We start from the raw sequence: 23,577 nt of genomic DNA, 5'->3' as shown, positions 1-23,577 counted from the left end.
GCTTTTTGTTACAGAACTTATCCTACCATAGCCTAATCGTTTAGAATGATTAAGCCTTTTACGGTTGATTTTTTTTTCTGCGCCAAATCGACATATTTCTCTGTTTTATCTGATTAAAAGCATCTCTCACTGTCCTTAAGTATTCCAAGTGTTACCACTTCTCTTACTCATAACTGAGTAGGAAATCAATGTAGTCTTCGGAAAACGAGTCGGGAAATTCTTCATTCTCAGAGTCGAAAAAAAAGGTTGAGCCATCACCGTGCTTAATTTCTTCTCTAATTTCATCGTTAAGACTTGCATCAAAGCCTTTTGAGTAGATTAGTACCGCCCCCACCGCGTGAGTTTGCTCTACAGCGAAATCTAGCTCGTTGGGATCACTCATTTCTGGTAGCTGAGATTGACTCTGGGGGGATTGGCCTTGCTCAGTATCCTCTACTGGTATCTCAATTTCATTCGGCTCAGGTTGAGAATTTTGGCTACGATGCCGAACATACAGAGATTTTTTCATAAATCCGCCAATGAAGATTATTAATCTATTGTAGGTAGATTTAACTCTTTTTTACACATAGCTTATTTTTTGAGAGCTTTTTAGGAGTTAAGCATAACGTGTCACCAAAAGCTATAATACTCTTACTATCTACATCGTGACCCCGAAACGGCTTTATCAAAAAAACGGCATCGCCATCATCGGCTACAATCAAAACAGCACAATCCTTCAACACAGTCTACACAAGTGAATTGGTATATACTCAGCACCCGCCCTTACAAACGTGATCTTTTCTTAAAATATTTAGCACAATCTATTTCTGAAAAGAAATTACAAGAATTGATCCCATTAATGATCACTCCCCAAGATGCCGTTTATCAGGACATGGTTTTAGTTCAATTGAAAAATTTTCAAGAAGCTCGTTCTTATCTACAACAAATTGAGTATTTTCAACGTTTAGAACCCAAACCTATCTCCCCTGAACAAGTGCGTCGGATGTCTGGAGATAGCGATTTTGTCTGAAGAACATCTAGACGATTTCTGCTCATATTTTGAACCTCAGTAGCAATCACTGTTAATCAGTCATAGCTTTAAATCTCGTCAATAAGCTAAGAGAGATTGATTTCACGTTTTTTGAATAATTTTAGTCTTACCAGCCCCAACTGCCCGATTCTCCTTTAAAAGGGCCAATGATATCGCTTGTAATCCAGCCACCGTAAAATTGCCCAGGTTGCGGGGTGACTTTTTCGCCATCGACGTAACACGCTTCCATTTTGGAGGGATAGAAAGCGACGTAATCTTTAATTGGCGTAAAATCGGGGGTTGGTTGGGGATAATACCATGCAGCATTAACTGCTTGTTGATCTCCAACAATAATCGTATAATACCCTGCCATGCCTTTCCATTCGCAATAGGAACCTTGAGAACTGGGTTGTAGATATTCCATGTGGATATCGTCTGGTGGAATGTAATAGACGGGAGGATGACTGGTTTCTAGGACTCGATAGGCGTTTCGACTATCAGCAATAACCACCCCGTTAAACCAAATTTTCAAATGTTTTGGGATTTGTTCTAGACGAGGTGGTCGCGGATAATCCCAAACCGATTCTTGTCCAGATTTTGGGGGAATAGGTTTTGGTCTTAACATAATAAATGAAATGAGTGTAATAGCTCTATTCTAGCTTTTTGCCTTGATCTCCTTTAACAGGTTTAGAAGGTAAAGGTCGCTTAATAGGTGAGGCATCTGTTCCTTGTGGTCTTCCTTCAGGTCGAGATGGACGTGTACCAGGCTCATATTGTCCAGTGTCATCATTAAAAGACCTTTTTTGACCAAAAGGTCTACCACCACCTTTTTTGTCAAAGGGTTTTCGCTTAGAAGCAAAGCCTAAATCTTCTCCCTGCTGAATCATAAGACTTGAGCCTTCGAGTTGAACTTGTAAGTCCCAGAAACGTTTAAAAGGTCGATTGCTTGGCAGTGTTCCTTTAAGTTTTAGTTTAAAAAATTTGGGTTTTTCTTCGTCTTTTTTTGGTGATTGACGGATTTTAATAATTACAGTTTCTTCTTCTAAAGAAGCAAAAATGACTTCACCTCGAATTGAGAAATAACCAGGATTCGGTGAGGTTGCCACTTCTGGCGTGATTTCGGCGGGTGTTTCTTCTCCATCTGGCGTTTCTTGTTTTAAGGTTTCGGGTTCCCAAACTCCGACAATTTGAACGTGTAAATGGTCATCTTCTTGACGTGTACGCGGATAGACCACCCACAAATGAGGTTTTTCTAGATCAAGGTGATTTTTGACTAAGCTAATCACTCTACCCAAAACAACGGCATCAAGAGCCGTTCCATCCTGTGTAATGATATTTCCTTTAGTTAATTGCTCTTCTTCACGCTGATATTGACCATAAACTAATCCAATCGCTCGATATTGACGGGGATGGCTAGGGGGTGGAATGGGTTGATTGCGATCAATTACAGCGTCGTCGATTCCTGCTTCTGGAGATTGAGATGATTCTGAGTCGGATGCTGTTTTGAGTTTAATCAGTTTAGAAGGTTTAGGCGTACCAATGGGTGCATCTGCTGGAATAACGGTACTCGGAGCAGTCGCTACTGGGTTTGGTGTAGCTTGAGGCGGTTGGGGTGATTTAGCCGTAGGGGGTATCTCTCCTAATTCTGGCTCATTAGGAGGAATGGTTGGCACCTCAATCGATGGAGATGGCGAAACAACCTCAGACGGTTTAAACTGAGTGATTTCGGGTTTGATGACCTCAGTCGGCTCAGTTTGAGAAGCTGGCGGCTTGGTTTTCTTGGTTTTTTTGGGTTGGGGTGATTCGGATGACCGATTCACTGGCGGATTCATATTACACTCCTAGCGGCGGAGACACACTAAATAAACAACAAATGAATTTCGGAAAGTTGATTTAACTCACCAAAATAACTTATAGATTCGTTAATCAAGGCTTGGAGTCTGCTTTAAGATCAATTATCTTAAAAATCAGCTTCCACGGCAAAGCTTTGATTAAAGTTGACTGTCTGCTAATTGTACTCAATAACGAGTCTGAAAACAGATAAATTCGTTAACTTTGTTTAAGCTGATTAAGTTATCTTTTCTCTAGGATTTTCTTTATGAGTACGATTCAACCTAAGCAAAAACGCTGGTTAACCATTAGTTTAGCCATTATGGTTTTTGCGTTGGTTTCTTTTTCTATGATGCCTCTAATTAGTAGTTTTTTTCTAGTCTCAAATAAAACTCATCTGGCTTCGTCATCTTTCCCTTCTAAATTGGAGTCTGAAGCACAGGGCTATCAAATGGTGTTACAACGAGAGCCAGAAAATCAAAATGCTTTGAGGGGTTTATTCGAGGCTCGTTTAAAACAAGGTAATTTGATTGATGCGATCGCACCTTTAGCCCAATTAGCGGAGTTAAATCCCGAACAAACGGATTATTCAATTTTACTGGCTCAAGCTCAACAACAAACTCAAGATTATGAAGGAGCAGGCACGACTTATCAAAAGCTTTTAGCGTCTCATCCCGATGAAATGCTGGCTTTAAAAGGGTTTGTTGATCTCTTGCTGCTACAAAATAAATCTGCTGAGGCGATTGATCTAGTAGAAAAGTCCGTAGAACAAAGCAAACAAGGTCAAATTCAAACTGATCTCAATTCGCTTCAGTTACTCTTAGGGGAAATTTATGTGGAGCAACAACAATGGGATCAAGCGATCGCACTTTATGATCAAGCGATTCAAAATGATCCTAAAGATTTCCGTCCTGTATTAGCTAAAGCCCTCGTTTTCCAAGAACAAGGACAAAAAGCAGAAGCAGATCCCTTATTTGAAGAAGCGGTAACTTTAGCCCCTCTAGAATATAAAGAAAATATTAAAATGATGGCAGTTACCAATCAAAGTAACTCTTGATGACTTTCAACGGGTTCAAGATACTGACTTTCAATTAAAAACGCGCCTCGCTTAAAACGGACAGCCCAATAGCCTGCGGGACTACGTTCCACCACAACCCCTTCGTCACCGAGTTCTAATATGTCTGAAGGTCGCAACATGGGCATTGGTTCAGCCGTTTTAAGATAGGGGGGACGAACCACTAAACGTACTTTCCCCCCGATCATGATTTCTGTTTCACTCATGGAACTTGCCAGATGCGTTGATGATAATCTTCTAACTTAGCATAAGGATCGTTATTTTCATGATGGTGGTGATGGTGATCATGATGATGCTCATGGGTATGATCATGATGGTGATGGTCGTGGGATAATGCAGCTAGGCGAAACTTACACATTTCACAGTTCATCTGTACTATTCCTAGTTGGGTTTCAATTTCTCGTTCTCGTACTAGCTGTAATATCTGAGACTGAATCCCCATTTCGGGTAAATTGGTCATCAGAATATGAGGATATTTTTCTTGTTGTTGGGCGGTAATTCGATAGATTTTTTTAACTAATGCGCCAGTAAATAAGAAATAGGGTAAAACAATAATTCGTTTTGGTTGATACAAGGACGCTCTACGAAACCCTTCTTCTAAGCGGGGATGCGTAATACCAATAAAACAGGTTTCAACAGTCGAATAACCGCTACCTTCCCACAAGACTCTCGCAAATTTATAGAGATCTCCATTAGCATCGGGATCACTTGAGCCACGTCCGACAAATAATAATACTGTTTCAGAACGGGGGATATTATGAGGATTAAATTCAGTTTTATCTAATTCTGCTAATCGTTCTCGCCATAGCTCAATGAGACTCGGTGTAATCCCTAAATGACGACCATAGTGAAATTTTACTTCGGGATGGCGTAAACGACTGCGATCAAGTTCATTGGTTACATCAAATTTATTATGGCGGGCGGCAAACAACAACAGGGGAATTGCGGAAATGTCGGTGTAGCCTTGTGATATACAATAATCTACCCCATCTTGAATCGTTGGGGTAGTCAATTCCAGAAAACAGGGAATTACAGGACGGGATCGATCTAATTCTTGATAGGTGTTAGCAAAGTCGATAAAAGTTTGACGACCATCTTCGTCTTTTGTCCCATGACCGATAATCAGTAAAGGTCGATTAAGGGGGAGAGGTTTTAAATCTAATGATTGTTGATGAGAGTTGGCGAGCATCAACTCGGTGTTCTCCTTATATTGAAGGGGTATATTTAGACGCTTAGTTATCTTAACTGATTCTAGATCGATGTTAAATGCAGGGCCAGGGCATGATTATTGTTTTTGGGGAACAGTCCACCAAGCTAGGGCATAAGATTGATCAGCTTCATTCAGTCTTTGACGGTACTGCACGCGAATTTTATAATTACCTGTTTTGGGAACTTGACAAAATATATGTTCTATGCTATCCGCGTCACTGAACGAAGCACAGGTGTATTTAGTATTATCATCTTGGTTGGCACTCATTAAGTAAACGTCGAGATTATTTAAACCCCGATCGCGGAATGTTTCGCCGATGTCGTATTGTTGATTTAGATTGGCATCATTGAGTTCTACTAGGCGATCCCAAGCGAGAGTAATGGAAACAAAGCTTTTCTCTAATAACGGTTGGGCAAGGATATAATCTCGATGACCATTCATTTCAACCGTTTGATAATCCCATCCAATGGCAGCAACGGGAGTATCTGGACTTTGTTGAGATGAGCTAAACTGTTGATAGGCACGCCACGCATTGAGATGTCCGCTACCCATCTCGATATCTAGAGGGATTTTCGGAGAATGATAAGCATCAGAATCAAGCCAAGTTTGATTATGTTTATTTAAAGTGGTTCGATTCATGCCTAGTAATAAACCATTCCCATTATCTTGAATTTTATCAGCAGAATTTAATAAGATGGCTTTCATGACTTGATGACGACGAGCATCTGTAGTCCAGTTGGGTGTGAAAAGACGGATTTGGCGATCGCCGTATTCTTGTAATAGGGCAACCGTTCCCGTAATATGAGGTGCCGCGAAACTGGTCCACTAACTTCGACTATTTTACCCTTCATATCGTATAGAGAAATTTTATTCCCTGGTGCCACTAAACCAATAGCCCGACGACTCCCTTGATTAATTTCTTTTTTAATTAAACTACGGCCAATTCCGACGGGTAAACTACTTAAATTAGCAAAATCGACTTTTTTATATTGTCCTTGTCGTTTGGCTGTATAAGCGGCTGTAATGCCATTATAGTGATCAGTAGGAATCGGAATACCGCCTTTACCTTGATTGCCAGCAATTACATACAAGACATCATGAACACGAGAAGACCAGTCAATACATTGTGTTAACAGCGCATTTCCGTCTAATTTGGCGTTTTCTCTGGGATCACGTTGTAGAGATTCACCAAAACTAAAATTAATTGCCCTCACATCACCACTATTTTGTAACGCGATATGTTGACTGGTTAAACATTCTTCGGGTTGTCCACCTTTTTTGAGCGAACCGACGGCACCTGAATATAATCTAGCATCGGGAGCCACACCTTTAAACCGTTTATCCTGACTGAGCATGACACTTGCTACCATCGACGCATGATTATCGATATAAGTATTGGCTTTGGCGACTTCATCTCGATAAAATAATCCTGCTAGAGTATATGGGGGTTTCCACGCTGCTACTTTATCAAAACCATATCTAATCGGTCTACCAATTTCGACTTGTCCAATAGCAATTTTACGCCCTGTTAGATTTAAAGGTTCATCTTGTAAGCGCTCGGCAAAAATTCCCTCTTCACCTATTGATGTATCGAGTGCTAGAACAGGGGTAATAATGCCAATAGCTGTTAAACTCCAAACAAAGAAAGCTAATTTTCCCATAGGTACGATGCCAATTTTGTAGATCTATGCTCAATTCTACTCATTCCTTGATCTGTAGACAGTGGAAAAGATTTCTCAAAATGCGATAGATTTTGAATATACACATTCATTGCTTTTTAGTGAATACTAATCCTCAATTTCCCAGTCAGTTTGCCAGGGGACGGGCTGCCTTTGAGCGTGGCGAATACCGTCTTAGTGTACAGTCATTTGAAGAAGCTTTACAAGAAATTTCTCCCAATTCACGCTCTGGAGGAGAAATACAAACTTGGTTAGTGACTGCTTATCAAGCGATGGGTAAACTCGATGAAGCGACAAGTCTATGTCGTCAGTTAACCACTCATCCGATTTATGATATTCGTAACCAAGCTAAACAAATTCTTTATATTCTAGAAGCACCTCGTTTACAACGTCCCGACGCATGGATGAGCAAGATTCCAGATTTAGAAAAATTACCTGATAGTGAGCCTAAATATCAAAAAGGGCAAAATAAGTACAAACCTCCTAAAAATGAGGAAATCGGCCCGATTAATACTCAAGATAACCGTTTTATATGGGTTGCTTTGGGATTGGTTTTAGCGTTACTGGGTGGTTTATTCTGGTTGAGTTAGGCTTTGGCGACGGCAATCACTCCATTTTGTCCCCCAAAACCAAAACTAAAACAAAGTGCAGCTTGAGGATAACTTTGAATTGCACTCTTGACAAAATTAAGATTATATGGTGTGTCGGTTAAACCCACACAACGCGGTAATACACCTGTTTTAATTGCCATCAGACAAAAAGCGACTCCCATCGCCCCAGATGCGCCTAATGTATGTCCTGTTGCGCCTTTGGTGGAACTGACGGCTACAGATGGGTTAAAAAGGGTTTGTATGATTTTCGCTTCTCTGTCGTCGTTGAGGTGGGTACTGGTTCCATGAGCATGAATATAGTCGATATCGGATATATTTAACTGACTACGGAATAAACAATCTTTAATCGCAATTAAACCACTTGTTAAATCTGGTGCAGGTGTACTGACATGATAGGCATCGCAGGTTAAACCAAACCCTAACACTTTGCCATAAATTTGAGCATTACGTTGTTTGGCTAAATCTGCGGTTTCTAGAACTAAAATTGCCCCACCTTCTCCTAACACCAAACCTTCTCGTTTTTGATCAAACGGATAACACCCCGTTTCGGCTAAGGCTCCCATTTGTGCAAAACCAGCTATTGTAAGAGGAGTAATCGGCGTTTCAATCGCACCAACGAGCGCACGCTCGCATTTACCCTGTAGAATAAGTTCTAGTCCTTGAGCAATTGCCCAAATTCCTGTCGCACAAGCTGCCATCGGCGATAAAACAGGGCCAAGTGTGCCAATTAAATGAGCCGTTGTTGTTGCTGCATAATGGGGTAAGCTATCTAACCAGTTTTCCACTTTTTTTTCTTTGACTATGGTTTCCCAAAGTCCCTGACAACCGCGACTCGAACCAATAACAACACCACACTCAGATAATGGAGAAACTAAACCTGCATCTTTGAGAGCCTCTTGTAAGAGAATTTCAGTTAGAGTAGGAAGTTGTAAAGGTTTGTCTTGAATTAAGCCCATCGGATAGGCTGGTATATCTGCAAAAGGCTGTAGGATTTTAATACCACTTTTGCCGTGTTGTAAAAAGTGCCATGTTTCGGCTAAATTTCCTAAACAGGATTGTAAAGCGATTCCTGTTACTACGATCGTTTTTTGCTCTGGATTCATGATGAGCAATTTAGATAATATTGCAAATAATACAATTTTTCCCCTGTTTGGCTTGTTGCAGTGCTTCCTCCGCCGTTCGAGTTAAAATATCTGAGGCTAGAGCATTTGTTGGAATTCCAGTAGCAATACCAAAGCTAAGTGTGACATATTCACTCACGGATGATAAGGGCTGCGGAATTTTTAATTGTTCAATCTCAAAACGCATTAAATTAGCTACTTGTAAAGCACCTTCTGAGTCAGTATAGGGCAGAAGTATCGCGAATGTTGCACCACTGTAACGGGCTACTAAATCTGCGGGACGTTTGATCACGGCTTGGAAAGCTTGAGCAATTTTGTATAAACATTGATCGCCAGTTTCTACACCTAAAAGATCATTATATGCCGTGAAGTCATCCAAGTTACCTAATATTAATGATAGTGAGGTGTGTTGAAGATCGCCCCAAGAAATTCGCTCCCGCGCCCCTCGTCGCCATTCTTTTTCGAGAACTTCATCAAATCGACGACGATTAGCTACTTTTGTTAACATATCATCAAACGAAAATTCTTGTAAATTTTGGTAAACTTCTTCCATGTAAGTTTCCAATTTATGCAAGTCTTCTAGGGTTTGTTCGAGTTGATTATTTTGTTTGTCTAAACGCTTTTGTAATTTAGCGATCGTTATTTGATGCTGTATTCTAGTTAGTATTTCTTCAGGATGGTAAGGATAACCTAAATAATCAGCACCACCAATTTTATAAATTTGCCAAGGATCATACGCTGCATGATCGACCATTAAAAAGAGTACTGGAATATGGCTTAGGAGGGTTGTTGCTTTGATTTGTTGACAAAAGGTATAACTATCAGGTTCTTGCAGTGCAGTACTTAGAATAATGAGATCAGGTAAATGAGTTGATGCTTTCTCTAATCCCTGTTCTGATGTGGTTGTGTGAGCAATATAATAGCCTTTTTCTCGCAATAAAGGGCAAAAGAAAGCAAGTTCTTCGGAAATCTTCCCTATAATTAATAGTCTTCCTGTGGTGTATTGTTCGGGATGGCTGGTCATGCTTACAGTAATTTGATGGTATTTTTAAAGATGAATACTTTCGCTACACAAGAATTAAATAGTCTTGTTTAAAGTATTCCCATTGATAGAGCCATATTATCTTTTTTTGAATTAAAGTTTTGGTCAGATTTAAGGTTGATCTTTTTTAGAATTTTTCAAATTTATCAAGAAAGTGTTAATTATGAAAAAATTATCGTTATTTTCCCTAGTCAGTATTTTGTTATTAGTACATCCTAACTTAATCAGTGCTGCAGAGCCAATATCGCAAGATTCCTTAAAACAAGCACAGCAACTTTTTTATCAAGGTGTTGCCAAATATCAAAAAGGTGATGTGCAAGGGGCGATCGCAGATTATACTGAAGCCATTCGTCTTGATCCTGCCTTACCCGAAGCCTATTTTAATCGGGCTAATCTTTGGGATGAATTGGGAGAATATCAAAAAGCCATTAATGACTATACTCAAACACTTCGTCTTGATCCCGTTCATGCTAAAGCCTATCATAATCGTGCGCTCACTCGTGTTAAGATGGGTGATGATCAGGGTGCATTAAAAGATTACGACCAAGTGATACGTATGACTCCTCAGAATGGTAATGCTTATGCTCATCGTGGAATCAGCCGTAATCATTTAGGTGATTATAAAGGAGCCTTAGACGATTTTAATCAAGCAATTACGTTAAATCCTCAATCTGCTAACGTTTATCTTAATCGTGGTGTTGCGTGGGGCAATTTGAATAATTATTCCAAAGCTTTAGAAGATTTTAATCAGGCGATTTCTATTAATCCTAACTATGCTGAAGCTTATTATAATCGGGGTTTTATTCACGGAGAATTAAAAGAATATCCGAAAGCGATAGAAGATTTTAACCAAGCGATTCGTTTTCAAGAAAATGATGCACTTGCTTACTATAATCGCGGTATGATTTATCTTAAACTAGAGGATTATCCCAACGCCAAAACCGATCTACAACAAGCCGCTAATTTATACGAACAACAAGGACAAAAAGCAGAAGCGCAAAAGGTCTTAGATGCAATGAGACAATTACCTTAAAGGAATTATTCTTCTAAATTAGACAGCCAAGACGTGAGATCATCAATGTGCTGAAAATCTAATAAGGTTTCAGTTAAATCATCTAACTGTGGACTCGATAAATTTTGGATTTTTGCCTCAATTTCTGGACTAAGTTGCCCGAATTTTCGTTTGAGTAGACGTATAATCGTAGAGACTTGTCCTTGAATCGTCCAACTGGTTACAATTTGCATAACTTCCTCCTGCTGTGATTGTCCAAATGTTCCAAGTTCGGTTTCAAATGCTTGTATTTCTGTTGCTGTCAGTTTGAGATAACTATCAATAAATCCTGAAATTAACTGGGTTTTAGCTGGATTTAATTTCAAGGTCACTAATAATCTTAAACATTCTGCTTTGACTTTGGGGCGATCTTTTGGCTCTATTTTCATTTTAGCCATCAATGCCGAAGCTATGGGATTGGGTTGATTAAGAAAATCTCTCCAGTTTAAACGGTTTAGTTGAATGGTTCTGTAGTTGAAATCTAAAACTTGAAAATCGGGGAATTTTATCTGATATGAACTCACTGCGGCTTTTTTTGGTCGTTCATCAGAAAAAATAACTACAGGATAGATGGGTAAAACATATTTTTCATGGAGTCGCGCAAAGTAACGAAACATCCTGCGATTAAAGTCACTTTCAGATGAGGATTGATGTTCGACATGAATCAAAAAATAAGAATCTTGTCCCCTATAACTTGACTTGTGCAAGTATATCTGTTTCGTAGCGTTCTCCAGATGTCACATCCGTAAAAACTTCCAAATTTAGAAAAGTGATACAGTTAGGGTCTAGATACCCCATCACTTCTGGAAAAAATAATTCAATAAATTCAAAGAAAAAGTTAGAGAGAAGTTCTTTAAAAAGTCTGTCGTGATCAATCATATACGAGATTATTGATTAACTGTTGTAAATGCGCTGTTTCATGGGTTGCCATCACTGTAAAACGTATACGACTCGTCGGAACGGTTGGGGGACGAATCGCAGGGGCAAAAATACCCGCTATTGTTAGTTTTTTGGCTAATTCTAACGCTTGGGTGGGGTTAGCGCATTCTAAGCAAATAATGGGAGAGTCTGAAGGTAAACAGTTCAAATGAGTTAATTTTTGTTTCAAGTAGTTGACATTTTGCCAGAGTTTTTCTCGTCGTTGGGGTTCACTCTGAATGATTTCAATTCCTGCGATCGCTGCTGCGGTATCTGCTGGAGAAAGTGCTGTTGTATAGATCCAAGTTGCCGCCCGATTTCTTAAAAAATCGATTAATACAGCATTACCCGCTACATATCCCCCTAAACTGCCGATCGCTTTACTCAGGGTTCCCATTTGTATCAAAGATCGACCCGTACAGCCAAAATACTCGACACATCCCGCGCCATTTTTCCCCATGATACCCGTAGCGTGGGCTTCATCGACCAATAACATACAGTCCATCGACTCGGCTAAATCGAGTAATTCGCTTAGTTGACAGATATCACCATCCATGCTAAAAACGGTATCGGTAATGATTAAACAATGGCTGTATTGCGGGCGGTATTGTTGTAATTTATCTTGTAAATCTTGTAGATCACAATGTTTATAATCAATAAATTTAGCATTACTCAGTTTTGCGCCATTTTTCAGGCTAGAGTGATTGTATTGATCACTAAGAATTAAATCTCGTTGTCCGACTAAAGCGGTGATGGTTCCGAGGTTAGCAAGATAGCCAGAACTAAAAACGATCGCATCTTCAGTTTGTTTAAGGTTAGCAATCTTCAGTTCTAAGTGTCGATGAATGTCTCGATGTCCACTGAGAAGACGAGATCCTGTACTACCTGTACCATATTTTTCTGTAGCGGTAATGGCTGCTTCGATCAGGTGTGGATGTCCTGCGAGTCCAAGATAATCATTACTAGCGAAATTAATTAGCGATCGGCCTTCTAATTCTACAATGGGGCCAGGGTGACTGGTAATGGTTTTCGGGGTGCGATACCAATTTGCTTGATGGATAGTGTTTAATGATTTAGCGATCCAATCATAGGGTGTGGTCATTTAATATTAATATTGGGCTTGGTCTCCAAGCCCCTACAGAGAACAAGACCCTAAAGTAAGGATATTTGCTTCTTATTAGATAGTTACGGGGTTTTTAATGGTTTCTGGCGTTTTTTCAGTAAGATATGACTTTAAATCAGTGCTTTCCAAAGGATTAACGACTTTAGCGGGACTAACTTTGGCGCGATAGAGAAGTTTTTCACCCTGACGATAACCCACATAACGAACTTGCACGGGATCACCCACATTAGCGACACCTTCCATGATTTGATGGATTTGAGGATCATAGGGAACGTGTTCGGTTACAGTTCCAATCGATTCAATACCCCAACGTTTGAGCAGTTCCATGATAGGTTTAATCAAAGGCAAAATTTTAACCGCACTGAGTTGAGGATTTTTCTTAGCGGCTGCTTCTGCTGTTGGCCATTGTAAGAGTAAAGGTTCAATGACGGCTAAACTCGATTGTTGAAATTCTTCTTGGAGATGTTCTTTTTGCTGTTCGTGTTGTTTTTGTAGACGTTGATATTCTAGTTTGATTACATCTAATTCTCTGGTTCTTGCTTCTAATGAGGCTAATGTTGTATCTTCGGCGGACATTAAATCAGGGCAAAATACAGCTAACAAGGAGGTTACAGGAACTTTAAAGACATCAGAAAGTTTAATGAGAACTTCGACGGGCATTTTAGGTAATAAGCCATACTCTAGCCGTCTTAGCTGCCATTCGTTAATCCCTGATAAATGGCTAAGTGTTCTAAGATCTTTAATGCCAACTTGTTCCATTAAATACTGTAGTTGGCGACGGTTGTTTCGATAAATATCATCTTTCATCGCAGTGAAGCCTCATCTATTACTCGTCATTGTCTAACTTGATGCAGTACCTTAGACAGATTTAATAAGAAATTTAACATTATCATCAGACTCGCAACTATAAATACCTGTTAAATTGGTTCACAGATGTCATTAAAAAATAGAAGTCATGTTTTAGGTCTTTCTGAATGCTGTAGATAACAAAAATGGTCTACTCTTTCTAATCCTCTTAACCGAGTCTCAATTTAGTGAATTGTTGATAACAATGAATTTATCGAATTTTCCCTGGTTAACTACCATTATTCTATTTCCGATTGTCGCGGCTTTGTTCATTCCCTTTATTCCAGACAAAGACGGCAAAACTCTAAGATGGTATTCTCTGATCATTGGCTTGATCGATTTTGCTTTAATTGTCTATGCTTTCTACACGGGATACGACCTCAATAACCCTAATCTACAATTAGTAGAAAGTTATTCTTGGGTACCGCAGCTAGACTTAAAATGGTCAGTTGGGGTTGATGGTTTATCGATGCCATTAGTGCTGTTGACGGGTTTTATTACCACTTTGGCAATTTTAGCGGCTTGGCCTGTCACTTTTAAACCTAGACTATTCTATTTTCTGATGTTGGCAATGTATGGCGGACAAATTGCTGTATTTGCTGTACAGGATATGCTACTCTTTTTCCTAGTTTGGGAGTTGGAATTAGTTCCTGTTTATCTAATTTTGTCGATTTGGGGTGGAAAACGCCGTTTATACGCAGCTACTAAGTTTATTCTCTATACGGCGGGCGGTTCTTTGTTTATTCTCGTTGCAGCCTTAACGATGGCATTCTATGGTAATAATGTCACGTTTGATATGACTGCGATCGCGCTTAAAGATTTTCCCCTCAAGTTACAATTATTCCTCTATGCTGGCTTTTTAATTGCCTATGGGGTTAAGTTGCCGATTTTTCCGTTGCATACTTGGTTACCCGATGCACACGGAGAAGCAACGGCACCAGCACATATGTTATTGGCTGGTATCCTCCTCAAAATGGGCGGCTATGCCCTCTTTCGCATGAATGCAGGGATGTTACCCGATGCTCATGCGGTTTTTGCCCCCGTGTTGGTGATCCTTGGTGTAGTCAATATTATCTATGCTGCATTGACTTCATTTGCTCAAAGGAACCTGAAGCGAAAGATTGCTTATTCTTCAATTTCTCACATGGGTTTTGTTTTAATTGGGTTGGGATCTTTTACCACATTAGGTACCAGTGGGGCGATGCTACAGATGATTTCTCATGGACTCATCGGGGCAAGTCTGTTCTTTATGGTGGGTTGTACATATGATCGCACTCATACTCTGATGTTAGACGAAATGGGTGGCGTTGGGCAGAAGATGAAAAAAGTCTTCGCCATGTGGACAACTTGTTCACTCGCTTCTCTAGCGTTGCCTGGAATGAGTGGATTTGTCGCCGAATTAATGGTATTTATTGGTTTTGCGACCAGTGATGCCTATAATCCGACGTTTCGTGTGATTGTTGTCTTCCTTGCTGCGGTAGGTCTTATTTTAACTCCGATTTATTTACTGTCGATGTTGCGCGAAATGTTATACGGGCCAGAAAATAAAGCATTAGAAGAACATCAGCACTTAATTGATGCAGAACCTAGAGAGATTTTTGTCATTGCTTGTCTGTTGGTTCCAATTATTGGGATCGGTTGTTATCCTAAAATCGTAACTCAGATTTATGATCCAACGATCGCTTCATTAACTGCCAGGTTGCGTCAAGCTGTTCCTAGTTTAGTCGAAACCGCGTTTAATCCAACAAATTCTCTAGCTTTAAAAGCTCCAAAAATTGGGGAGTAATTGGGATTTTAGTTGTAAAAACCTGTTTTTTGGGTTTGGATATCAAATTCCTATACAATGAGGTAGGGTATCCAAACCCTTTTTAAGGATATTTTATTTGCTTATTAGTAAAATTATTATTTTCCAAAAGCAGCTTTAATCAGGGTTAGACAAGTGCCTACCACAGTAGCCAATTTCAATTATTTCTTCATCACGATTGATCTCAAAATAAATTTGGAGACAAGGTAAAGTTCTATCATTGCCTAATTTTAGAGTTAGATGTTGAGTTATTTCACCATGAGTAAAAATACGTTCTCTACCGTATTGATTCATAGTTGCTTCTGATTCTCCAGTCCGATAAACATTAGATAAGCCTCTGTCTTGAAAAGCCTTCTGCCAGAAATATGCTCCCATAGACTCCCCATTGAATAGACAATCGAAATAACGCCGTCCAGTCTGAGCTAAAACTTCAAATGCTATATAAACTTTTTCAAATGGCTTAAATTCTAAAGCTTTTGCTGAACTCCAAGCACTATCCCAAATCTGAAGAATATCTTCGTATTGTTTCTCTACTTCTAACAATAACGCATAAATGGTTTTGTGATTTTTCTCTAATAATAAATTATTATTACTCTGCTTCCTTAGTTGATGTTTAACATTATTAAGATGACATTGAAGTCTATCAATCTTTTTCTCTTGGTGTTTACACTTTTCTTGAAACTCGCGAATTTGAATCATTAAACTTTGATTTTCTTGTTTAAATTCTTGCAAATATTCTAAATCTTGATTTAGTTGCTCTATTCGCTTATTTTGCTCTGCTAATCTTCGATTGTTTTCAGTTAGTTTTTGATTGTCTTGCTCAAACAATATCTGTAAACCTTCCGATTCATTTAGCTGGTTTTGTAAGATGTTTGATTCTTGGAGTGCATCCTGATATTTTTTTTGTTCTGTTTGTAGTTGCTCTCTAAACTCGGCTATTGATTGTTCTAAAATCGATGTTCTATCTTGCGCCTGCTGTTCGCTGTGTTTAGTTACAATTAATTCCTGTTGAAGTCCCTTTAATTCTCGTTGAGTTGCTTTTCTTTCTCTTTCTGTTGCCTTCAAATGTTCGCTAAGTTGGTCTATTTCCTGCTGACGTTGTTGGAGTTGCTCTTGAGTTAAAGTTTGCTCTTGCCTTTCTAGATATAATATCTGCCGTAATTCTTCTAGTTGTCTTATTCGTTCTTGTCTGTCTTGATCATTTTGAAGAAGTTGGTTTTCTAAAACATCAATTTCTGTCTGTAATTCCGTTCGTTGCTGTTCCTGTTCCTGTCTGTACAGTCGTAATTCTATGAGATTTTGCTCTTTTTGTTGTAAAAGATCAGTAAAAGTTACTAATCTACCTTGATACTCTTGTTCTAATTTGCTGGCTTCTTCTAATAAACGCTGATTATCTTGTTTAAGTTTTGCTTGTTGTCCACGCTTAAAGAGTAAGATTCTCTCGAAAAACCACCAAGCTATCAATCCTTGTATTAACAACAAACTCATAGTTAAGGCATAATATTTAGATGCACCACTATCACTCAGAAAACTTGTTGGCAGTTTTTGAAGCCATTTAGTGTAATCCTGCCAGAATTCAGGTGCGCTGCCTCGTATATAATAGACTCGTCCAATGATTTGTCCTTGATTAACTTTTCCTGTAGATTCTAAAGTTTCCTCTCGTGGACGGTTAAAACTTCCTTCTGTCCACAACGGAGGGGGATCACGAAGAATATTAAAAGGAGATTCTTTCAATATTTGCTGTGCTGTCTCAGGATTCTCTAATTTTTGCACCCAATCACGCCGAGAGTCTGTTTTATAAATAATTTCTTGGTTAGGGCAGTCCAATTCAGCCACTGGACAATCGGTTATTACTATGCCAAAGAAACCATAATTACTATTTAAGGTTTGCTGTATTTCTTCTCTTTCTTGATTCAGCAAAAGATATGATAATCTTGTCGGTAAGGTATGAGACAAAAGATTAAAATCTACGGTTTGTACTCGTCTAATTGTCCCATTCCAGTAACTTCGATAGTTAAGCCAATTTGCAACGCTGGCTAGAACAAAAGCTGTCGAAAGAATTAAACCTAATCGTCCTACAATCAATAACCGTACAAGGGGTGATAAGCGCATGACGTTCAAACCGTGCTAAATATACTGAATATTTATTCTTAATATTCCCTCAACAGTTTTTGAAAATAACACGGCCTATAGGCATTTTTAACACCTTTAATCTTAAATGCAAACGATATAATAGGAACTGGGCAAAATTTAGCCAGCAAGAGAAATGAATACAGAATTAGCAGAAGAGTTAAATCAAGAAGCTTGTAACTTTTGGGAAGCGCAAGACTATCCAGCAGCCTTAGAATGTTTTAATCGTGCGTTGAGTGTTTGTAATTGTTACCCGAAACTGTGGAATAATCGAGGGAATGTGTTATGTGATCTGGGTCGATATGCCGAAGCTTTAGCCTCATACGATCGCGCTATTGGTCTAAAACACGATTATCATCAAGCATGGTTTAATCGTGGTGTTGCTCTCAAAGAATTAGGAGCTTATGGCAATGCGTTAGAATCGTTTCACAAAGCGATCGAGATTCATCCAGATCCGATTTATGTTCATCGTAAAGAGGAAATCTGGCTGAAAAAAAAGCTAATTCCTGTTTAATGAAATACTAATTTAAGATTTAAAAGGGTTTGGAGTGTAAGAATATAAGAAGGTTTGGAGACCAAACCCCTATAGATGATGGATAATTTTAAAAATAAGTTTGCAATACCTTTAAAAATCGGCTCAGTTGAATTAAAAAGTCGAGTTTTTCAATCTCCTTTATCGGGTGTGACTGATCTCGTTTTTCGCCGTTTAGTCAGACGTTATGCACCCCATTCGATGATGTATACCGAAATGGTAAGCGCGACGGAAATACATCATCTAAAAGATAGCTCAAAAATCATGGAAATCGATCCCAACGAACAACCTATCAGTATTCAACTGTTTGATTGTCGTCCTGATTTTATCGCAGAAGCCGCCCAAAAAGCAGTAACCGAAGGAACGAAAACTGTTGATATTAATATGGGTTGCCCAGTAAATAAGATTACGAAAAAAGGTGGCGGATCTTCACTGTTACGTCAGCCTGAAATTGCTGAACAGTTAGTTAAAGAAGCAGTTAAAGCAGTAGATGTTCCAGTCACGGTAAAAACTCGTATTGGTTGGGATGATGCAGAGATTACGATTTTAGATTTTGCGAAACGGATGGAAGATGCAGGTGCGTCGATGATTACGATTCATGGACGAACTCGCGCACAGGGTTATAATGGTTCTGCGAGATGGGAATGGATTAAAAAGGTAAAAGAGGTTCTTGATATTCCAGTCATTGCGAATGGGGATATTTTTTCGGTAGAGTCAGCCATTCAGTGTTTGACAGAAACGGGAGCCGATGGGGTAATGTGTTCTAGAGGGACGTTAGGTTATCCTTTTTTAGTGGGAGAAATTGAATATTTTTTGCACACGGGAAAAAGATTACAGGGACAAGATGCAATTGCTCGTTTAGAATGTGCGAAGGAACATCTAACGGGTTTATGGGAATATAAGGGACAACGCGGTATCTATCAAGCACGTAAACATTTATCTTGGTACTGTACAGGTTTTTCGGGTGCAGCAGAATTAAGAGATCAACTGTTTGCTATTGTTACGGTGGATGATGGATATAGATTATTAGATCAAACCATTGAAAAGATAACAAAATCTAAAGATTAAAAAAGAGGGTTTGGCAACCAAACCCCTACGTTATTACATTCGATTAATTACATTCTGTACAATATTCATACCTGTCACGGCTTGCCAACCAAATAACAATAAAAGAACCATGTTAATACTAATATGACTGATACGGGCGGCTTCGTTTTTCTGCATAAAGGGGGCTAAAGCAGCAGCAATAGAGAATAAACCTGTCATCCCTAACCCAATGAGTAAATGAGGATTGACAAACAGTTTACCGCTATTAACATAGGTGGCAGCCATCGCAATTAATGTTCCCACGACCATCATTGCCAGTAAAATAGAGCTAAGTTTATAGTGTCGGTTGCGAAAATCTTTTTTAATGAGTTCTTTTCTGAGTTCTTTATCGTCGGTGGTACGGGTTTTTTTAGACTGCATCCCTAAATACATTGCATAAGCCATTAAACCAAATAAGATCCACATGAGGATCGGATGGATAAATTGTGACCAAACCTTGATCGTGTTCAAAGTCGTATCATTCATTCTGTATGTTCTCCACAATGGAACAAAATCTTTATAAAATTTAACTTAACACAACGTGAGTTCGGGTTAAGAGTTTATTTTTGACCTCACCCCAAACCCCTCTCTTCTTAGGAAAGGGGGCGGTGGAAAGGACATTTGGTGAGGTTAGAGGGTCAGCCTAGTAAGATTATGTAATCACTGTAGGTACATCACGTTCGGTAAACTGGCGAATTTGGCCAATTTCTTCAGCAAGTTTGATCAAAGGTTCTAACGCTTTTTGAGTTTCTAAATCATGTTTACTTGCGTCGGGTTCATAGCTTTCGAGATAGATGCGTAAAGTTGCACCTTTAGTTCCAGTACCCGATAGACGATAGATAATACGAGAACCATCAGTAAAACCAATGCGAATACCCTGTTTACTGCTGACGCTACCATCTACGGGATCGGTGTAACTAAAATCATCGGCATAGTCTACGATATATTCACCATACTGCTTTCCTTGCATTTCACTTAATAGCGATCGCAAACGAGCCATCATTTCATTCGCCCGAACCGCATCTACTTCTTCATAGTCGTGACGAGAATAGTAATTACGTCCATATTCCTGCCAATGACTCCGTACAATATTCTCTACAGATTCATCTTTTGCTGCTATAATATTTAGCCAAAAAAGAACCGCCCATAATCCGTCTTTTTCTCGAATGTGATTAGAACCCGTACCAAAACTTTCCTCACCGCAAAGAGTCGCTAAATCAGCATCGAGTAAGTTACCGAAGAATTTCCAACCTGTCGGCGTTTCATAACAATTAATCCCTAATTTTTCGGCAACTTTATCGACAGCCGCGCTAGTGGGCATGGAACGAGCAACGCCTGAGATACTCTTTTTATAGGCTGGAACTAAATGAGCATTTGCAGTGAGTACAGCAATACTATCACTGGGAGTAACAAAGAAATGACGACCTAAAATCATATTACGATCGCCATCGCCATCAGATGCTGCCCCAAAGTCTGGCGCGTTTTCTCCAAACAGAATTTCAACTAAATCATGAGCATAGACTAAATTAGGATCTGGATGCCCCCCGCCAAAATCCTCTAGAGGAGTACCATTTTGGACTGTACCAGATGGTGCGCCTAATTTTTCTTCAAACAAAGCATGAGCATAAGGCCCCGTTACAGCGTGTAAAGAGTCCATGCACATACTAAATTTGCCAGAAGTGAGTAATTTTTTAATTAGATCAAAATCAAAAAGTGACTCCATCAGTTCGACGTAGGGCTTCACCGAATCAATGACCTCTACATCCATTGTTCCCAGTTTAAATGATCCTGGTCGAGCTAGATTGATATCAGCCGCATCTAAGATATTATAGTGATCAATGACCAGAGTGCGATCATAAATTGCATCGGTGACTTTTTCGGGCGCAGGGCCACCATTGGTTACATTATATTTAATCCCAAAATCTGCATTCGGCCCACCAGGGTTATGACTAGCAGATAGAATAATACCCCCATAAGCTTGATTGCCGCGAATGACACAAGATGCCGCAGGTGTTGATAAAATTCCATTACAACCGACTAGAACTTTACCGACTCCATTAGCAGCCGCCATTTTAAGGATAATTTGAATCGCTTCACAGTTGTAATATCGACCATCTCCACCTAAAACGAGGGTTTGACCTTCGAGACCTTCTAGGGTATCAAAGATCGACTGTACAAAGTTTTCTAGATAATGGGGTTGCTGAAAGACTGGAACCGATTTGCGAAGCCCTGATGTACCAGGTTTTTGGTCACTAAAAGGAGTGGTTGGAATCGTTTTGATGGTCATAAGATTACTTAGATCAAGTTTGACGTAAAAATAGAATACCTCTTTTGCGGTATCGGTCTTTTCAAGTAAAAATAGGGTTTAATGTGTCCAATGTATCTTAATTCTGAGTTGGACTGATAGGATAAAGAGTATTCAATAAAACATTAACTCGATAATTTAGCTACTTAACACCTGATTACGACCTCGTTCTTTAGCCAGATACAATGCCGAATCAGCCGATTGATATAAACTCTGTAAATCATTACCATCGTTTGGATATTGAGCAATTCCCGCGCTAAACGTCATGTGAAAAGGTTCTTGTTCAAAGCTTCTAAAGATTTGTTGTTCCCAGATGGCTAAAAAGTGCTTTAGTCTTTCGGTTGCCAGTTTTTTCTCAATGCCAAAAAGACCAAGGGCAAATTCTTCACCCCCCCAACGACAGATAATATCTTCACTTCTAAAGTGTTGTTTGAGGAGTTCACCGAGTTTTTTGAGAACTTGATCGCCGATTTGATGACCATAGCGATCATTAATCGATTTAAAATGATCTAAGTCTAGTAGTGCAAAACATAAGGGTTTGTCCTGACGATGAGCAATGCGTAATAAACGTTCAATTTCTTGTACTGCTTTGCGACGATTAGCAATTTTCGTTAAACCATCTGTATTTGACCGTTGAAGGTGCATTTGATGGCGTTCTAGACGATTTAGAATCCGTGCTATTAGTTCTGGCCCAACAATGGGTTTATGGATAAAATCATCGGCACCCACTTCAAACACTTTTTGGACTGTTTCGGCTTTTCGTTCGGCAGATAACATCAAAATGGGTAAATCATTCCATCGGGGATCTTGACGAACAATTTGACAAAGTTCAAGACCACTAACTTTCGGTAAATCAAAATCTAGAATTAATAAATCTGGATTGGATTGTTCTAGGGTGTTCCAAAACTGTTGAGGATTTCTTAAGAAAATCAGATGAAATCCCCAAGGAGAAAGTAAAGTCTCTAATAATTCCAGCATCACTGAGTCTGTCCCAACAATCATCAATGTTCCGACGGGTGGAGCTTTTTGTTGTAGTTGATGAGTCACAGCCTCCATAACTAAATCTGGAGAAATGGGTTTATGTAAAAAGCCTTGCCCTCCCATTTTGGCAACTTTAAGGCGTTCGGAAAAACCTTCTTTTTTGGTGGAGACAAGTACGGGGATGGGTGGATTGGCGTGAGATAGTTCGGATAATAAATGTAGTTCGTCTTCTGATGTTTCTTTTAAGGGAAGATCTAATAAAACAATATCAGGAGGATGTAGAGCGATGATCTGTCTAGCTTGAGTGACATTTTGGACTGATTCTGCATCAATTCCCCATGAATGAGCCTCAGTTGTCAGTGATTGGATTAGACTTAGATCATGATCGATAATCAATAAACGAGGTGCAGGGTTCTCTAAATGGGGGGATTGGCGAACTGAAACCAAAGGATTAAATGAGTTTGGTACAGATGTTTGTGATTTAATTAAGGACAAATCATCTGGGAATGTTTCTTGGGCTTCGCTTGTGAGACAATAACCTAAACTGTGTATTTTGTCAATGATCTCTGCTGATGCGCCAGAATCTTGTAGTTTTTGCCTCAGTTGTAGAATATTTAGCTCAATGTCATGCTCGGTCAGATTTTCTTCAAAGCCCCACAGATTTTTTAAAATATGATTAAGGCTAAAAATGCGATCGTGATTTTTGACAAACAAAGCTAATAGAGCAAGTTCTGTTTGGTTTAAATAAAGAGGTTGATTGTTATAACTTGCCTGACAATCGAGAAAATTAAGCTGAATTTTTTGCCATTGAATAATTGATGGATGAGCATAAGGGTTTTCACGGACTAACTTTTGGATTCTAGTAAGTAATGTTTCAATTCCTACAGGTTTCTTTATATAATCCGTTGCCCCCACTTGTTTTGCTGACTCTTTATAAGTGCCAGATTTTTCTATTCCGATCAGCAGAATCGGGGTTTTGTCTCCTATGAGTCGTCTACGTTGATAAAATTTAATGGCATTAGTATCCAGACTTATTAGGTCTAACAATATCAAGTCATATTCAAATAATTCGACTAACTGCCAGCAAATGCCCCAATCTGTCGCAATATCAATCAAACAACCTTGAATGAGCAGTGCATTTTGAACCGCAGCAGCAAAGTTTTTATCTTGTTCGAGCAGCAAAATCTTCACACTTTTTTAAGATTTTTCGTCATATATTACTAT

The 23,577-nt window shown here is 39.2% G+C and carries 20 protein-coding genes and 2 pseudogenes; 7 read left to right on the top strand and 15 right to left on the bottom strand.

Annotation, left to right across the window (positions count from 1 at the left end; all coding sequences use genetic code 11):
- Nucleotides 1-163 precede the first annotated feature (163 nt).
- Nucleotides 164-508 carry a hypothetical protein gene (locus CFPU101_RS18430; RefSeq protein ID WP_206816796.1) on the bottom strand — a complete coding sequence of 115 codons (345 nt, stop codon included), beginning with the start codon at nt 506-508 and terminating at the stop codon, nt 164-166.
- A 225-nt stretch (nt 509-733) separates the two neighbouring features.
- On the opposite strand from CFPU101_RS18430, the gene CFPU101_RS18425 reads away from it, so the two are divergent.
- Nucleotides 734-1,009, top strand: coding sequence for a hypothetical protein (locus CFPU101_RS18425; protein WP_206816795.1), 276 nt, complete (start codon nt 734-736; stop codon nt 1,007-1,009).
- Nucleotides 1,010-1,136: 127 nt separating this feature from the next.
- Here the strand turns inward: CFPU101_RS18425 and CFPU101_RS18420 are convergent, their stop codons facing one another.
- Complete coding sequence (locus tag CFPU101_RS18420) at nt 1,137-1,634, bottom strand: DUF427 domain-containing protein (RefSeq protein WP_206816794.1); 498 nt, start codon at nt 1,632-1,634, stop codon at nt 1,137-1,139.
- 25 nt (nt 1,635-1,659) lie between these two features.
- Nucleotides 1,660-2,469: a hypothetical protein gene (locus CFPU101_RS18415; RefSeq protein ID WP_374191974.1), complete on the bottom strand. Its 810-nt coding sequence runs from the start codon at nt 2,467-2,469 to the stop codon at nt 1,660-1,662.
- A gap of 638 nt (nt 2,470-3,107) precedes the next feature.
- Here CFPU101_RS18415 and CFPU101_RS18410 point away from each other — a divergent pair.
- Nucleotides 3,108-3,896: a lipopolysaccharide assembly protein LapB gene (locus tag CFPU101_RS18410; protein ID WP_206816793.1), complete on the top strand. Its 789-nt coding sequence runs from the start codon at nt 3,108-3,110 to the stop codon at nt 3,894-3,896.
- Here the strand turns inward: CFPU101_RS18410 and sipA are convergent.
- The 3 genes and pseudogenes from sipA to CFPU101_RS18395 all read right to left on the bottom strand — a co-directional run bounded on the left by sipA (nt 3,881) and on the right by CFPU101_RS18395 (nt 6,785).
- The gene (sipA, locus tag CFPU101_RS18405; RefSeq protein ID WP_206816792.1) at nt 3,881-4,120 is read right to left on the bottom strand and encodes a regulatory protein SipA; all 240 of its coding nucleotides are present in this window, start codon (nt 4,118-4,120) and stop codon (nt 3,881-3,883) included. The genes CFPU101_RS18410 and sipA overlap by 16 nt on opposite strands.
- The gene (locus CFPU101_RS18400) at nt 4,117-5,103 is read right to left on the bottom strand and encodes a sirohydrochlorin chelatase (RefSeq protein WP_206816791.1); all 987 of its coding nucleotides are present in this window, start codon (nt 5,101-5,103) and stop codon (nt 4,117-4,119) included. The genes sipA and CFPU101_RS18400 overlap by 4 nt, the downstream gene beginning before the upstream one ends.
- A gap of 96 nt (nt 5,104-5,199) precedes the next feature.
- A pseudogene (locus CFPU101_RS18395) lies at nt 5,200-6,785 on the bottom strand (S8 family serine peptidase).
- A 119-nt stretch (nt 6,786-6,904) separates the two neighbouring features.
- On the opposite strand from CFPU101_RS18395, the gene CFPU101_RS18390 reads away from it, so the two are divergent.
- Nucleotides 6,905-7,393, top strand: coding sequence for a hypothetical protein (locus CFPU101_RS18390; protein ID WP_206816790.1), 489 nt, complete (start codon nt 6,905-6,907; stop codon nt 7,391-7,393).
- On the opposite strand, the gene CFPU101_RS18385 is transcribed toward CFPU101_RS18390, so the two are convergent.
- Nucleotides 7,390-8,517, bottom strand: a complete 1,128-nt coding sequence (locus CFPU101_RS18385) for a beta-ketoacyl-ACP synthase (RefSeq protein ID WP_206816789.1) — start codon at nt 8,515-8,517, stop codon at nt 7,390-7,392. The two genes, CFPU101_RS18390 and CFPU101_RS18385, sit on opposite strands and share 4 nt — an antisense overlap.
- Nucleotides 8,518-8,527: 10 nt before the next feature.
- On the bottom strand, nt 8,528-9,559 hold the full coding sequence (locus CFPU101_RS18380; RefSeq protein WP_206816788.1) for a diguanylate cyclase domain-containing protein: 1,032 nt from the start codon (nt 9,557-9,559) through the stop codon (nt 8,528-8,530).
- 181 nt (nt 9,560-9,740) lie between these two features.
- Between CFPU101_RS18380 and CFPU101_RS18375 the strand changes: the two genes are divergently transcribed.
- The gene (locus tag CFPU101_RS18375; RefSeq protein ID WP_206816787.1) at nt 9,741-10,610 is read left to right on the top strand and encodes a tetratricopeptide repeat protein; all 870 of its coding nucleotides are present in this window, start codon (nt 9,741-9,743) and stop codon (nt 10,608-10,610) included.
- Between the two features lie 5 nt (nt 10,611-10,615).
- Here the strand turns inward: CFPU101_RS18375 and CFPU101_RS18370 are convergent.
- From CFPU101_RS18370 to CFPU101_RS18360, 3 genes and pseudogenes are all read right to left on the bottom strand, one after another.
- Nucleotides 10,616-11,507: pseudogene (locus CFPU101_RS18370) on the bottom strand (Rpn family recombination-promoting nuclease/putative transposase).
- Entirely contained in the window at nt 11,500-12,648 is a 1,149-nt protein-coding gene (gene bioF, locus CFPU101_RS18365) for an 8-amino-7-oxononanoate synthase (protein WP_206816786.1), read from the bottom strand. The pseudogene CFPU101_RS18370 and the gene bioF overlap by 8 nt, the downstream one beginning before the upstream one ends.
- Before the next feature lie 75 nt (nt 12,649-12,723).
- A complete protein-coding gene (locus CFPU101_RS18360) occupies nt 12,724-13,476 on the bottom strand; it encodes a helix-turn-helix domain-containing protein (protein ID WP_242578076.1) in 753 nt (250 codons plus the stop codon).
- A gap of 244 nt (nt 13,477-13,720) precedes the next feature.
- Here CFPU101_RS18360 and CFPU101_RS18355 point away from each other — a divergent pair, with 244 nt between their 5' ends.
- Nucleotides 13,721-15,301: an NAD(P)H-quinone oxidoreductase subunit 4 gene (locus tag CFPU101_RS18355; RefSeq protein ID WP_206816785.1), complete on the top strand. Its 1,581-nt coding sequence runs from the start codon at nt 13,721-13,723 to the stop codon at nt 15,299-15,301.
- A gap of 135 nt (nt 15,302-15,436) precedes the next feature.
- On the opposite strand, the gene CFPU101_RS18350 is transcribed toward CFPU101_RS18355, so the two are convergent.
- On the bottom strand, nt 15,437-17,431 hold the full coding sequence (locus tag CFPU101_RS18350) for a hypothetical protein (protein ID WP_206816784.1): 1,995 nt from the start codon (nt 17,429-17,431) through the stop codon (nt 15,437-15,439).
- A gap of 154 nt (nt 17,432-17,585) precedes the next feature.
- On the opposite strand from CFPU101_RS18350, the gene CFPU101_RS18345 reads away from it, so the two are divergent.
- Together CFPU101_RS18345 and dusB are read left to right on the top strand one after the other, a co-directional pair.
- Nucleotides 17,586-17,963: a tetratricopeptide repeat protein gene (locus tag CFPU101_RS18345; RefSeq protein WP_206816783.1), complete on the top strand. Its 378-nt coding sequence runs from the start codon at nt 17,586-17,588 to the stop codon at nt 17,961-17,963.
- A gap of 78 nt (nt 17,964-18,041) precedes the next feature.
- Nucleotides 18,042-19,049 carry a tRNA dihydrouridine synthase DusB gene (dusB, locus tag CFPU101_RS18340; protein ID WP_206816816.1) on the top strand — a complete coding sequence of 336 codons (1,008 nt, stop codon included), beginning with the start codon at nt 18,042-18,044 and terminating at the stop codon, nt 19,047-19,049.
- A 33-nt stretch (nt 19,050-19,082) separates the two neighbouring features.
- Here dusB and CFPU101_RS18335 read toward each other — a convergent pair whose 3' ends face one another.
- From CFPU101_RS18335 to CFPU101_RS18325, 3 genes are all read right to left on the bottom strand, one after another.
- On the bottom strand, nt 19,083-19,553 hold the full coding sequence (locus CFPU101_RS18335) for a DUF4079 domain-containing protein (RefSeq protein ID WP_206816782.1): 471 nt from the start codon (nt 19,551-19,553) through the stop codon (nt 19,083-19,085).
- 166 nt (nt 19,554-19,719) lie between these two features.
- A complete protein-coding gene (locus CFPU101_RS18330) occupies nt 19,720-21,354 on the bottom strand; it encodes an alpha-D-glucose phosphate-specific phosphoglucomutase (protein ID WP_206816781.1) in 1,635 nt (544 codons plus the stop codon).
- A gap of 156 nt (nt 21,355-21,510) precedes the next feature.
- A complete protein-coding gene (locus tag CFPU101_RS18325; protein ID WP_206816780.1) occupies nt 21,511-23,544 on the bottom strand; it encodes a response regulator in 2,034 nt (677 codons plus the stop codon).
- Nucleotides 23,545-23,577 lie beyond the last annotated feature (33 nt).

Source organism: Chroococcus sp. FPU101 (assembly GCF_017312365.1).
Lineage (GTDB): Bacteria > Cyanobacteriota > Cyanobacteriia > Cyanobacteriales > Microcystaceae > Chroococcus.
Note: the sequence above shows the minus strand (reverse complement) of the source record. Positions and strands in the feature narration are given on the sequence as shown.

What these genes read in the sequence shown, in the direction of transcription:
- sipA (WP_206816792.1), bottom strand. Translation starts at nt 4,120, where the DNA reads ATGAGTGAAACAGAAATCATGATCGGGGGGAAAGTACGTTTAGTGGTT.
- CFPU101_RS18385 (WP_206816789.1), bottom strand. Translation starts at nt 8,517, where the DNA reads ATGAATCCAGAGCAAAAAACGATCGTAGTAACAGGAATCGCTTTACAA.
- dusB (WP_206816816.1), top strand. Translation starts at nt 18,042, where the DNA reads ATGGATAATTTTAAAAATAAGTTTGCAATACCTTTAAAAATCGGCTCA.
- CFPU101_RS18335 (WP_206816782.1), bottom strand. Translation starts at nt 19,553, where the DNA reads ATGAATGATACGACTTTGAACACGATCAAGGTTTGGTCACAATTTATC.
- CFPU101_RS18350 (WP_206816784.1), bottom strand. Translation starts at nt 17,431, where the DNA reads ATGCGCTTATCACCCCTTGTACGGTTATTGATTGTAGGACGATTAGGT.
- CFPU101_RS18330 (WP_206816781.1), bottom strand. Translation starts at nt 21,354, where the DNA reads ATGACCATCAAAACGATTCCAACCACTCCTTTTAGTGACCAAAAACCT.
- CFPU101_RS18410 (WP_206816793.1), top strand. Translation starts at nt 3,108, where the DNA reads ATGAGTACGATTCAACCTAAGCAAAAACGCTGGTTAACCATTAGTTTA.
- bioF (WP_206816786.1), bottom strand. Translation starts at nt 12,648, where the DNA reads ATGACCACACCCTATGATTGGATCGCTAAATCATTAAACACTATCCAT.
- CFPU101_RS18400 (WP_206816791.1), bottom strand. Translation starts at nt 5,103, where the DNA reads ATGCTCGCCAACTCTCATCAACAATCATTAGATTTAAAACCTCTCCCC.
- CFPU101_RS18375 (WP_206816787.1), top strand. Translation starts at nt 9,741, where the DNA reads ATGAAAAAATTATCGTTATTTTCCCTAGTCAGTATTTTGTTATTAGTA.
- CFPU101_RS18345 (WP_206816783.1), top strand. Translation starts at nt 17,586, where the DNA reads ATGAATACAGAATTAGCAGAAGAGTTAAATCAAGAAGCTTGTAACTTT.
- CFPU101_RS18380 (WP_206816788.1), bottom strand. Translation starts at nt 9,559, where the DNA reads ATGACCAGCCATCCCGAACAATACACCACAGGAAGACTATTAATTATA.
- CFPU101_RS18420 (WP_206816794.1), bottom strand. Translation starts at nt 1,634, where the DNA reads ATGTTAAGACCAAAACCTATTCCCCCAAAATCTGGACAAGAATCGGTT.
- CFPU101_RS18355 (WP_206816785.1), top strand. Translation starts at nt 13,721, where the DNA reads ATGAATTTATCGAATTTTCCCTGGTTAACTACCATTATTCTATTTCCG.
- CFPU101_RS18430 (WP_206816796.1), bottom strand. Translation starts at nt 508, where the DNA reads ATGAAAAAATCTCTGTATGTTCGGCATCGTAGCCAAAATTCTCAACCT.
- CFPU101_RS18360 (WP_242578076.1), bottom strand. Translation starts at nt 13,476, where the DNA reads ATGAAAGATGATATTTATCGAAACAACCGTCGCCAACTACAGTATTTA.